15 protein-coding genes and 3 tRNA genes are annotated in these 10,826 nt (G+C 30.1%); 5 read left to right on the top strand and 13 right to left on the bottom strand.

Features of this window, described 5'->3' with window-relative positions; all coding sequences use genetic code 11:
* Nucleotides 1-5: 5 nt before the first annotated feature.
* The 9 genes from AC5SL1_RS02335 to AC5SL1_RS02295 form a co-directional block, all read right to left on the bottom strand.
* Nucleotides 6-527 carry a NuoB/complex I 20 kDa subunit family protein gene (locus tag AC5SL1_RS02335; protein ID WP_494600139.1) on the bottom strand — a complete coding sequence of 174 codons (522 nt, stop codon included), beginning with the start codon at nucleotides 525-527 and terminating at the stop codon, nucleotides 6-8.
* 11 nt (nucleotides 528-538) lie between these two features.
* Nucleotides 539-907 (bottom strand): NADH-quinone oxidoreductase subunit A, encoded by a 369-nt coding sequence (locus AC5SL1_RS02330; protein WP_494580538.1) that lies wholly within the window; start codon nucleotides 905-907, stop codon nucleotides 539-541.
* Between the two features lie 85 nt (nucleotides 908-992).
* Nucleotides 993-1,069, bottom strand: a tRNA-Asp gene (locus AC5SL1_RS02325).
* Between the two features lie 13 nt (nucleotides 1,070-1,082).
* A tRNA-Val gene (locus AC5SL1_RS02320) sits at nucleotides 1,083-1,158 on the bottom strand.
* 49 nt (nucleotides 1,159-1,207) lie between these two features.
* The gene (gene lon, locus AC5SL1_RS02315; RefSeq protein WP_494600138.1) at nucleotides 1,208-3,589 is read right to left on the bottom strand and encodes an endopeptidase La; all 2,382 of its coding nucleotides are present in this window, start codon (nucleotides 3,587-3,589) and stop codon (nucleotides 1,208-1,210) included.
* Nucleotides 3,590-3,651: 62 nt separating this feature from the next.
* A complete protein-coding gene (clpX, locus tag AC5SL1_RS02310; protein ID WP_494600137.1) occupies nucleotides 3,652-4,920 on the bottom strand; it encodes an ATP-dependent Clp protease ATP-binding subunit ClpX in 1,269 nt (422 codons plus the stop codon).
* 88 nt (nucleotides 4,921-5,008) lie between these two features.
* Entirely contained in the window at nucleotides 5,009-5,620 is a 612-nt protein-coding gene (gene clpP, locus AC5SL1_RS02305) for an ATP-dependent Clp endopeptidase proteolytic subunit ClpP (protein WP_494580532.1), read from the bottom strand.
* A 32-nt stretch (nucleotides 5,621-5,652) separates the two neighbouring features.
* Entirely contained in the window at nucleotides 5,653-7,113 is a 1,461-nt protein-coding gene (gene tig / locus AC5SL1_RS02300; protein WP_494600136.1) for a trigger factor, read from the bottom strand.
* Between the two features lie 15 nt (nucleotides 7,114-7,128).
* Nucleotides 7,129-7,213 (bottom strand) — tRNA-Leu (locus AC5SL1_RS02295).
* 100 nt (nucleotides 7,214-7,313) lie between these two features.
* On the opposite strand from AC5SL1_RS02295, the gene AC5SL1_RS02290 reads away from it, so the two are divergent.
* The 3 genes from AC5SL1_RS02290 to AC5SL1_RS02280 are packed head-to-tail and all read left to right on the top strand — an operon-like array spanning nucleotide 7,314 to nucleotide 8,149.
* Nucleotides 7,314-7,565 (top strand): DUF1289 domain-containing protein, encoded by a 252-nt coding sequence (locus AC5SL1_RS02290; RefSeq protein ID WP_494586136.1) that lies wholly within the window; start codon nucleotides 7,314-7,316, stop codon nucleotides 7,563-7,565.
* Nucleotides 7,558-7,728, top strand: a complete 171-nt coding sequence (locus AC5SL1_RS02285; protein WP_494600135.1) for a hypothetical protein — start codon at nucleotides 7,558-7,560, stop codon at nucleotides 7,726-7,728. The genes AC5SL1_RS02290 and AC5SL1_RS02285 overlap by 8 nt, the downstream gene beginning before the upstream one ends.
* Nucleotides 7,715-8,149, top strand: a complete 435-nt coding sequence (locus AC5SL1_RS02280) for a hypothetical protein (protein WP_494586138.1) — start codon at nucleotides 7,715-7,717, stop codon at nucleotides 8,147-8,149. Before AC5SL1_RS02285 ends, AC5SL1_RS02280 begins: the two co-directional genes overlap by 14 nt.
* Here AC5SL1_RS02280 and AC5SL1_RS02275 read toward each other — a convergent pair.
* Both AC5SL1_RS02275 and AC5SL1_RS02270 read right to left on the bottom strand, forming a co-directional pair.
* Nucleotides 8,146-8,283 (bottom strand): hypothetical protein, encoded by a 138-nt coding sequence (locus tag AC5SL1_RS02275; RefSeq protein WP_494572630.1) that lies wholly within the window; start codon nucleotides 8,281-8,283, stop codon nucleotides 8,146-8,148. The two genes, AC5SL1_RS02280 and AC5SL1_RS02275, sit on opposite strands and share 4 nt — an antisense overlap.
* 36 nt (nucleotides 8,284-8,319) lie before the next feature.
* A complete protein-coding gene (locus AC5SL1_RS02270) occupies nucleotides 8,320-8,880 on the bottom strand; it encodes a histidine phosphatase family protein (RefSeq protein ID WP_494600134.1) in 561 nt (186 codons plus the stop codon).
* Nucleotides 8,881-8,882: 2 nt separating this feature from the next.
* Here AC5SL1_RS02270 and AC5SL1_RS02265 point away from each other — a divergent pair, with 2 nt between their 5' ends.
* A complete protein-coding gene (locus AC5SL1_RS02265) occupies nucleotides 8,883-9,563 on the top strand; it encodes a uracil-DNA glycosylase (protein WP_494600133.1) in 681 nt (226 codons plus the stop codon).
* Here AC5SL1_RS02265 and AC5SL1_RS02260 read toward each other — a convergent pair.
* A complete protein-coding gene (locus AC5SL1_RS02260; RefSeq protein WP_494600132.1) occupies nucleotides 9,553-9,975 on the bottom strand; it encodes a YbgC/FadM family acyl-CoA thioesterase in 423 nt (140 codons plus the stop codon). The genes AC5SL1_RS02265 and AC5SL1_RS02260 overlap by 11 nt on opposite strands.
* 58 nt (nucleotides 9,976-10,033) lie before the next feature.
* Here AC5SL1_RS02260 and AC5SL1_RS02255 point away from each other — a divergent pair, with 58 nt between their 5' ends.
* On the top strand, nucleotides 10,034-10,168 hold the full coding sequence (locus AC5SL1_RS02255; RefSeq protein ID WP_494600131.1) for a hypothetical protein: 135 nt from the start codon (nucleotides 10,034-10,036) through the stop codon (nucleotides 10,166-10,168).
* A 7-nt stretch (nucleotides 10,169-10,175) separates the two neighbouring features.
* On the opposite strand, the gene AC5SL1_RS02250 is transcribed toward AC5SL1_RS02255, so the two are convergent.
* Nucleotides 10,176-10,820 (bottom strand): DUF3047 domain-containing protein, encoded by a 645-nt coding sequence (locus tag AC5SL1_RS02250; RefSeq protein WP_494586143.1) that lies wholly within the window; start codon nucleotides 10,818-10,820, stop codon nucleotides 10,176-10,178.
* Between the last annotated feature and the right edge of the window lie 6 nt (nucleotides 10,821-10,826).

The following is a 10,826-nucleotide window of genomic DNA, read 5'->3' as shown; positions in this document are numbered from 1 at the left end:
AAATATTATCTTTCGAAAGAGCCTTTGTTTCTAATTTTTTTTTGCAATTGCATAATTCCATATAATAATGCCTCTGCAGATGGTGGGCATCCTGGAACATAAATATCAACAGGTACAATTTTATCACAACCTCTAACTACAGAATAAGAATAATGATAATAACCTCCTCCATTTGCACAACTTCCCATTGATATAACATATCTTGGTTCTGGCATTTGATCATAAACCTTTCTTAACGCTGGTGCCATTTTATTTGTCAATGTTCCGGCTACAATCATGACGTCAGATTGTCTTGGTGATCCTCTTGGTGCTGCACCAAATCTTTCTAAATCATATCTAGGCATAGCTGTTTGCATCATTTCGACAGCACAACATGCTAGACCAAAAGTCATCCAATGTAATGATCCAGCTCTTGACCAATTGATAAGATTATCTAGAGATGTGGTTATAAAACCATTTTTACTAAAATCCTCAGAAAGCTTTTTAAACTCTTTAGGTATTTCGTTATTTTTTTTATTTAAATCCATAATCTAAATTATTATTCCCAATCTAATGCACCTTTTTTCCATTCATAAATAAATCCTACTGTTAAAATGAATAAGAAGATCATCATGGAAGTAAAACCCAAACCTCCAATAGCTCCAAGACTAATTGCCCATGGAAAAAGAAAAGCGATTTCTAAGTCAAAAATAATAAATAAAATTGCAACTAAATAAAATCTAACATCAAATTTCATTCTTGAGTCTTCAAAGGGTTCAAAACCACATTCGTAAGCCGATAACTTTTCAGGGTCTGGATGTTTTGGAGAAAGTATCAAATTAACAACTACAAAAGCCCCACTTAAACCAAGTGCAATAATCAAAAATATTATAATAGGCAGATAATCTTTTAAAAACTCTGAAAGCATGAAGTCTATATAGCAGTTTTTTTAACTTCTTGAAGTGTACATAAGGGGCAATTTTGACACTATTAACAGTCAATATTAAGAAAAGTGGCGGGAGTGAAGGGACTCGAACCCTCGACCTATCGCGTGACAGGCGATCGCTCTAACCAACTGAGCTACACCCCCACTTTAGTTGTTTTGGTGGGCAGTAAAGGACTCGAACCTTTGACCCCCTCGGTGTAAACGAGATGCTCTACCAACTGAGCTAACCGCCCAAAACAAGCGCTACTAATACATCAACGATTAGATAATGTAAATTGGTAATTATTGAATACTGGCTTGAGATTTATCATCAGATTTAGAAATTTGTTCAACTTCAACCCACTCAACTCTTTTCAATTCTTTAGTTAAAGCTATTTTTAATACCTCATCTGCATATTCGACTGGAGTAATTTTTATATCGTCAATAATCTTCTTTGGCATATCTGCTAAATCTTTTTCATTCTCTTTAGGTATAACTACCTGTTTGATTCCAGCTCTATGAGCAGCTAAAAGTTTTTCTTTAAGTCCACCGATAGGTAAAACTTGTCCTGTTAAAGTAACTTCTCCAGTCATTGCAACATCTCTTCTAACAGGAATTTTTGTAATTGCTGAAACAATTGAAGTAACCATACCTATACCTGCAGAAGGACCATCTTTAGGAGTTGCTCCTTCAGGAACGTGAATATGAAAGTCTTTCTTTTCAAATAATGGAGGAATAATTCCATAATCTAAACTCTTAGATCTTATAAATGATTTAGCAGCTTTGATTGACTCTTGCATTACATCTCCCAGTTTTCCAGTAATTTGCATTCTACCCTTTCCAGGCATAACAACAGTTTCAATCTTAAGTATTTCTCCACCATATTCAGTCCAAGCTAAACCAGTTACAACACCAATTTTATCTTTGTTCTCAAGCTCACCGAATTTAAATTTTTGTATTCCTAGGAAATCATGAAGATTTTTTAAATCTATTTTAACCTGTTTTTCTTCACCAGAAACAACTTTTTTTACAACCTTACGTGCAACTTTTGAAATTTCTCTTTCTAAGTTTCTAACACCAGACTCTTTGGTATAACTTCTGATAATTTCTTTAATTATATCATCAGATAAAGTCATTTCATTTTCTTTAACACCATTGTCTTTTATCTGTTTTGGTAAAAGATAATTGTTTGCTATATTAATTTTTTCATCTTCTGTATATCCGGCCAACCTTATAACTTCCATTCTATCTAGTAATGGTGGTAATATATTTAGTGTATTAGCTGTTGTAACAAACATTACATCAGATAAATCATAATCAACTTCTAGATAATGATCATTAAATGTTGAGTTTTGTTCAGGGTCCAGTGCTTCTAATAATGCTGATGAAGGGTCGCCTCTATAGTCATTACCAATTTTATCAATTTCATCTAAAAGAATTAAAGGGTTTTTAGTTCCTGCCTTCTTCATCATTTGAATAATTTTGCCAGGTAAAGAACCAATATAAGTTCTTCTATGCCCTCTAATTTCAGCCTCATCACGCATTCCTCCAACAGATACTCTTACAAATTCTCTATTAGTTGCTTTTGCAATTGATTTACCTAAAGAAGTTTTTCCAACACCTGGAGGTCCAACTAAACATAATATAGGTCCTTTAATTTTAGCCATTCTTTTTTGGACAGCTAAAAATTCTACAATTCTCTCTTTTACCTTTTCTAGACCAAAGTGATCAGCATCCAATACTGATAATGCTTTTTTTAGATCAATATCAACTTCACTTTTTTTGTACCATGGAAGCTCTATCATCCAATCAAGGTAATTTCTAATCACAGTTGCTTCAGCAGACATCGGGCTCATATTTTTTAATTTTTTTAACTCTGCCAAACATTTTTTTTCTACATCTTTAGGCATTTTTGCCTTAATAATAGATTTGTTCAGACTAGATGTTTCATCTTTACCATCTTCAATTTCACCTAACTCTTTTTGAATTGCCTTAAGTTGCTCATTCAAATAATATTCTCTTTGAGTTTTCTCCATTTGAGTTTTAACTCTACCTCTAATTCTCTTTTCAACTCCTATAATACTAGTTTCATTTTCCATAATTTTAATAATGGAGTTTAATCTCTTCTTGACATCTACAGTCTCAAAAATTTGTTGTTTTTCCAAAATGGTAGCTGTTAAGTGTGAGGCAATGTTGTCAGCAATATGAGATGCATCAGTTAATTTTTTGATATTATTGATTGTCTCTGTTGAAACCTTTTTATTAATTGAAGTAAGTTTTTCCAATCTTCTTACTGCAGTCATAGCTAAAGGTATCAAATCTTCATCTTTAGATGCTACATCATGCTGATGAGCGTACTCGCAAATTATGAATTTTTCATTATCTTTAAAATCTAATATCTTAACTCTTTTACTTCCCTCAACTAAAACTTTAACTGTTCCATCGGGTAATTTTAATAATTGAAGTATATTACCTTCACAGCCATGCATAAATACGTCTGTTTTTTTTGGATCATCTATTTCTGAATTTTTTTGAGTAACAAGGATAATCTTTTTATCTTTTTTCATTACTTCATTTAGGGCTGCAATTGACTTATCCCTTCCAACAAATAAAGGGATTACCATATTTGGAAACACCACTATATCTCTTAAAGGTAATAAAGGTTTTTCAATTTTAACGTCCATGATCTAAATATGGATATTAAAAAAAAATTTGCAATAGCTATTTATTAGTTATTAACGTTGAATTAAGCGGCAGACGTTTTGTCCATCTTTGTTTTTGTATTATTTTTTGAATGAACAATGATGGGTTGCGATAGACCTTTAGCCGCACTAGCATCTACTATCACTTCTTCAACATTATCCTGACTAGGTAAATCATACATGGTCTTTAATAAAATATTTTCTAAGATCGATCTCAGTCCTCTGGCACCAGTTTTTTTGGTGATTGCTTTTTGTGCAATTTCTTTTACTGCATTTTCTTTAAAGCTTAATTTAGCACCATCTAATTTAAATAATTCTTGATATTGTTTGATTAAAGAATTTTTTGGTTCTTGTAATATTTTGATTAAAGATTTCTCATCTAAATCTTCTAGTGTAGCTATCATTGGTAATCTTCCAATAAACTCTGGTATCAAACCATATTTCAATAAATCTTCAGGTTCTAACGTTTTCATCCATTCACCAGTTTTTTTATCATCAGTTTTTTTAACATTCGCACCAAAACCAATAGAGGTTCCCTTGTCTCTTTGTGAAATAATTTTATCTAAACCAGCAAATGCACCACCACAAATAAATAGTATATTTGTAGTGTCAACTTGTAAAAATTCTTGTTGAGGGTGCTTTCTACCTCCTTGAGGTGGAACACTCGCGACTGTTCCTTCCATAATCTTTAAAAGAGCTTGCTGAACACCTTCACCAGAAACATCTCTTGTAATTGAAGGGTTCTCAGATTTTCTACTAATCTTATCTACTTCATCAATGTAGACAATTCCACGTTGTGCTTTTTCTACATTATAATCAGCTGCTTGTAATAATTTTAAAATAATGTTTTCAACATCTTCACCAACATAACCAGCTTCTGTAAGAGTGGTTGCATCAGCCATTGTGAAAGGAACATCAAGTATTCTAGCCAAAGTTTGTGCTAATAAAGTTTTACCACAACCTGTAGGACCCACTAGTAGAATGTTAGATTTTGAAAGTTCAACAGTTTTACTAGTCTTGCTTTCATAGTTTAATCTTTTGTAGTGATTGTGCACCGCTACAGACAAAACTTTTTTTGCATGAGGCTGTCCAATTACATAATCATCTAATACTGCACAAATTTCTTTTGGCGATGGTAATCCATCTTGATGTTTTACAATTGAGTCTTTGCTTTCTTCTTTTATAATATCCATACAAAGTTCAACACACTCATCACAGATAAAAACTGTAGGACCAGCAATTAATTTTCTAACTTCATGTTGGCTCTTGCCACAGAAAGAACAGTAAAGAATATTTTTATTATTTGTGCTCATAATTTATAAACGAATCAACATCGTTACTTTAATATAGATGACTCATACTAATCAAGTATGTACTTAATAATTTTCAAGATATTGTGGTTTAAGATCTGTTCTCTACTACTTCATCTACTAAACCAAAGTCTTTAGCAATATCAGGGGTCATAAAATTATCTCTTTCAAGAGCTTTTTTAATATCATCTACTGATTTGCCAGTGTGCTTTGAGTAAATTTCATTAAGTCTTTTTTTAAGTGCCAAGACTTCATTTGCATGAATTTCAATATCTGTAGCTTGACCTTGAAAACCAGCAGATGGTTGGTGAACCATAATTCTAGAATTAGGTAGAGAAAACCTTTTACCTTTTTTTCCAGCAGCTAAAAGGAAAGATCCCATTGAAGCAGCCTGACCAATGCATAAAGTTGAAACATCTGGTTTGATGTATTGCATAGTATCATAAATACCTAGACCTGCAGTTACAAGACCACCTGGACTATTAATATATAAATTAATTTCTTTTTTTGGATCCTCAGATTCTAAAAATAAAAGTTGTGCGGTAACAAGAGACGCTACGTTATCGTTAATTGGTCCAACTAAAAAAATTATTCTTTCTTTTAAAAGTCTCGAATAAATATCATAAGCTCTTTCACCCTTGTTAGATTGTTCCACAACCATAGGGACCAATGTATTCATTTGATCAGAAAAATTTGTTGTCATAAGTTGATTCTTATCAGTTATACAACTTGTGATTACTTTTTGCTAACTTTTTTTGGTGCAGCTTTTTTTGTTTTTGTGGGCTTAGTTGCAGCTTTTTTGGGTGCAGCTTTTTTTGTTTTTGTGGGCTTAGTTGCAGCTTTTTTGGGTGCTGCTTTTTTTTGTGAATCTTCCTGATCATGATCGTGATTATGATCATGCTCTTGTTTTTGATGTTCTTTTAGTATTTTTTCAGCTTCGTCTTTGCTTATTTCTTTTTTATTAGGTTTTGCTTTTGATTTAATTACATCAATTATTTTTTCTTCATATACTGTTCCTCTTAAGCTAGCCAAAGCTGATGGATTTTTTTGATAAAATTCCATAACCATTTTTTCTTGACCTGGCATCATTCTAAGTTGTTTTTGTACCTCGGCTTGTATTTCTTGCTCTGTAACTTTAATTTTGTTTTGCTCACCAAACTCATTCAAGATTAATCCAACTTTAATTCTTTTTTTAGCTATTTCTTCAAATTTTTTTCTACTTTTTTTAGAGTCTTCCTCACTCATGCCTTGTGATAAAATTTTAACCTCTTCTTCTAAAAGATTTTCAGGAATTTCGTCGACTTTAAAATTTTCAATTTCTTTAAGAATTTGTGTTTTAGCCAACCTACCTAAAGAATTTTTATATTCATCATTAATTTGCTTAGATACTAAAATTTTTAAATCAGCTAAGTCTTTAGCTCCTAAATTTTTTGCAAATTCGTCATTTATTTTTACTTCTTCAGATTTTCTTACAGATATAATCTTACATGTAAAACTAGCTTTTTTATTAGCAAATTCTTTATGAGGGTAATTTTCAGGTAGTGTAGCCTCTACAACTTTTTCGTCGTTTTTTTTGACACCAATTAATTGGTCATCAAATCCTTTAATAAATAAATCTTTTCCAAGTATTAATTGAGTATTTTTACCTTCACCACCAGTAAATTCTTTACCATCAATTGTTGCTTTATAATCAAAAATAACCAAATTTTCTTTTAAAGCTTTTGTTTCATCAGCAACATCTTTAAAGTTATTCTGACTTTTGGCGATTTCATTAATTCTCTTATCTGTTTCTGAATTATCAATTTTAACTGAATATTCATCAAATTTTATATTTTCAACAGACTTAAGTTCAACTTTTGGAAGTTCTGTTACAGAAATCACATATTCTAAATCCTTATCTTCTCCATAGGTTTTTAAATCAAGTTTTGGTTGGCCTGCTGGTTTTATTTTATTATCCTCTAATGCCTTGGTGGATGTTTCTTTTAAAACCTTGTCTAAAACCTCACTAAAAATTGCTTGGCCAAATTGTCTTTTGAGAATTTCTTTGGGAACTTTTCCTGGTCTAAAGCCTTTTAAATTAACAGTCCCTTTAATTTCTTCATACTTTGCGTCCATATGGGTATTCATAGTTTTTTTATCTATGAAAACTTTAATGTCCTTATTTAAACCTTTTATATTTTCTACTGTTACTTTCATAATTTTATAACTTTTTGGTAGGCGAAAAAGGACTCGAACCTTCACATCTTGCGATACTGGTTCCTAAGACCAGCGCGTCTACCAATTCCGCCATTCGCCCACAATCTTGTGGGGTTTTATATATTATTGATATCATTTGTCCAATGACAATAATTATAAAATATATTAATAATCATGAGATTTAGTAATAATTTAAAAAAATGATAATTTCACCCTGCATTAGTATATGTAAAACCGATCCCCAAACAGGGTATTGTTACGGTTGTGGTAGAAACAACGAAGAAAAAAAAATGTGGAAATTAGACAGTACTACTAATCAATGGAAACAAGATAATTTAATTAACATTCAACAAAGACTTAACGGTTGGCAACTTGAGAGCTTTAAAGATTCATACAAACATAAAACAGAGAATGGTATTTCTTTATACAAAAAGAGTTTAAATAATGAGTAAATCAACATTAGCTATTATAATTTATATAGCAGGACTTATATTTGGTGTTTTAGTGCTAGATTTATGGAGTGCAGAAACAGGGCCCAAAGCCTTCATTGGTATTGGTTGGACAGCCATTCTACTTGTTGCTCTACTCCATGCTGATAAGTATGAAAAAAAATAGTTTACAAACTAAAATAATTTATTTTTTATTTTTTTTTATTGGCATTCAATCAGTATCTATTTCAGAAATAATGCATTTGACTGGTTGCAAAAACCTAAAAGATGGGTTTATTAAAAATGAATATATTTTAAACTTTGAAAAATCATTAATGATTAGAAATTATATATATGACAATAAGACATTTAAAAGATATAAGTCTACTGATCTAAGTGTGAAACAAGAAGGTTCAGTAGAAAGATTTATTTATGAAGAATCAGATCTAATTTATACTGATAAAATTGGCTATCCACAGTTCTACACTCAACTTATGTTTAAAAAAGATAGTCCAATAATAAATATCAAAACAGTAATTAACGGAGAAGAAGGTATATCAAAAATATCTACTTGCAAAAAAGTTGAGGTATTTGTTAAAGAAAGTTAAGATTTTTTATTTTTTTTATTTAACTTACTTATAAAATTAGTTTTTTTTGGAATAGGTCTATTGCTTGTAATATTACTTCTATGTTTAGCAAATGCTTGTTTTTGAGCTAACTTCATTGCTTTTTTTGATGACATTATTTTATTCTATATTTATTCCTAATAAAATAAACTTTAATTAATTGAAATTTTTTGTCTTTGTAAAACGTTAAAATTTTTATCAGTAATTACCATTTCACCAGATGAAACAGCAGTATTCGTAACTTCTAAGATTGTAACATAGTGGGTAATTAAAACTAAATTTTTACTACTATTCCATTCATTTACATATTCTTTTAGTTCTTTGATTTGTTTGGTTTTATTTTTTGAAAATTTTTCACTAAAAAAAGAATTTAAAAAGCTTTTTGTTTCAAATTTTTTAAAAGCATATTCAGCTGTTTGTTTGCATCTACACCATTCACTAGATAAAACTTTATCAACCTTTATTTGATTTTTTGTAAAAAAAATTCCTAAATTTACAGATTGAACGATGCCCTCTTCATTTAAATTCCGTTGGGTGGAACAATCGGTTACATCAAAATTGCTAGGATCTCCTCCTCCAGGGGCATAAGCATGTCTCACAAATATTAATTTTCCCCCTTCCTTTAAAATATTTTCAATGTTTGTGTTAGAATAAGTTTTAAATGGTAGATTGAAAGATATAAGTAAAAATATTAAAATTTTAATAAGTTTCATGAATGACTATTAAGTTCGAAAAAATAAATAATTCAATAATTAAATGTAAAAAATGTCCTCGCTTAATTAGTTATAGTAAAAAAATTTCAAAAGACAAAAGAAAGCAAAATATTAATGAAATTTATTGGGGAAAACCTGTGCCCGGGTTTGGTGACATTAATGGCAAATTAATGATTATTGGACTTGCTCCTGCAGCACATGGAGGAACAAGAACGGGTAGAGCTTTTACTGGAGATAAGTCGGGTGATTTTTTATTTAATTGTCTCTATAAAGTTCAAATTTCAAATCAACATAAATCTACAAACATCAATGATGGTTTAAAATTAAAAAATACTTACATCACAAACATACTTAAGTGTGTTCCCCCAGAAGATAAGCCCTTAAAAAGTGAGTTGGATAATTGTTCAAGTTATTTTGATTATGAAATTAAAAATTTAAAAAAATTGAAGGTAATTTTAACTCTAGGAAAGATAGCTTTTGATAATTGCATTAAATTTTATAATAAAAGTTATAAATTTGAAAAAAAATTAAAATTCAAGCATGGAGCAAAATATAAGCTGCCAGATGGGAGGACTTTAATTGCAAGCTATCATCCGAGTCCAAGAAATGTAAATACTAAAGTTATTAATACAAAAAAAATGATTTCATTATTAAGAAAAGCTAAAAAATTATTTAAACTTTAATACTGTCACAAAAATAAGGTTTTAAATCTTCAAATAAACTTCCTGGAATTTTCATAGGTTTTCCTTCTTCATTAACAAAGACCAAGTGAACTTTAGCTTCTGTTATCAAATCTTCATCCCTACTAATAAATTGATTCATAAAAAACGAGGTTTTTGTAACTGACTTTATAAAAGATCTCACTTTAAGTTGATCCTCAAGATATGAGGGTTTTATGTATTCTATATTGCATGACTTTACTATTATTAAAGCTTCAAATTTTTCTTTTATCTTTTTATTACTGAAACCAAGTTCGACTAGGGCTTCAGTTCTAGCTCTTTCAAGAAATTTTAGATAATTTGCATAATAAACTACACCACCCGCATCTGTGTCTTCATAATAAACTTTTAAATCATAAAAAAAATTTTCATGCATGTAATTATACTAACAAAAAAAATGATTTTTAACATCAAAGTAAGATATAATAATGATAATGAAAGTTTATATAATTTGGCTAACTACCGTTATAGCTTGGAATTTCATGGTGCCAGGAGCAACACCATTAGAAGATGTGGTTGTTGCTGTACTTTTGTCGTTAATGAGTATGTTTCTTAAAAAAAAACTTTAAATCAAATTTATTTATCTGAAAAATAAATATTTTGATAATACGATATTGCTTTTAGTTTTGAATTATCGGTATCAGTCATTATTGCTACACCTGAAATATTATCAACATCTAAACCATGTAACTTCATAAAATCTTCTTTAACATTGGCTTTAACTGTAACCCATGTATTAGTTTTATCGATTGTAGTTGACAAAACATAGTCAATAGATTTTTTTGTGTACGGACTAGGCCAATTTTGATCAATTATATTATTGCTTGAAAATACGTAGTTAATTGCTCTATTTGACAGGGGTGTTGCTCCTGTTTTTTTAATTACAAAAACACGTGCTGCATAATCATGACCTTTTTTACTGTTTTCAATTATCCCTGAAAGATCTTTTTCAACTTTCCAAGTAATATTAATAAATGGTGTTTTATTTAAATCTATTTCTATTTCCTTACCAAGTCCTGAGCCTACTCCTTCAGCTTCAGCTTTGATATAAGCACCATTCTCATTAGACCCAAGTGTCCATTTGGTTTCTCCTTTGACCTTTTTTACTTGTAGATTCTTGAACTCTTCATCCGTAAATTCAAATACCCTAATATTTTCAGCAACAGTACTGGTTGAAAATAGAATTAATGTTAGAAATAAAATTAAAAAGTTTTTTATCATTGCAGT

This window comes from Candidatus Pelagibacter sp. PS_10_02 (assembly GCF_059418005.1).
The sequence above is the reverse complement of the archived record's forward strand: the minus strand, read 5'-3'. Positions and strand labels throughout refer to the sequence as shown.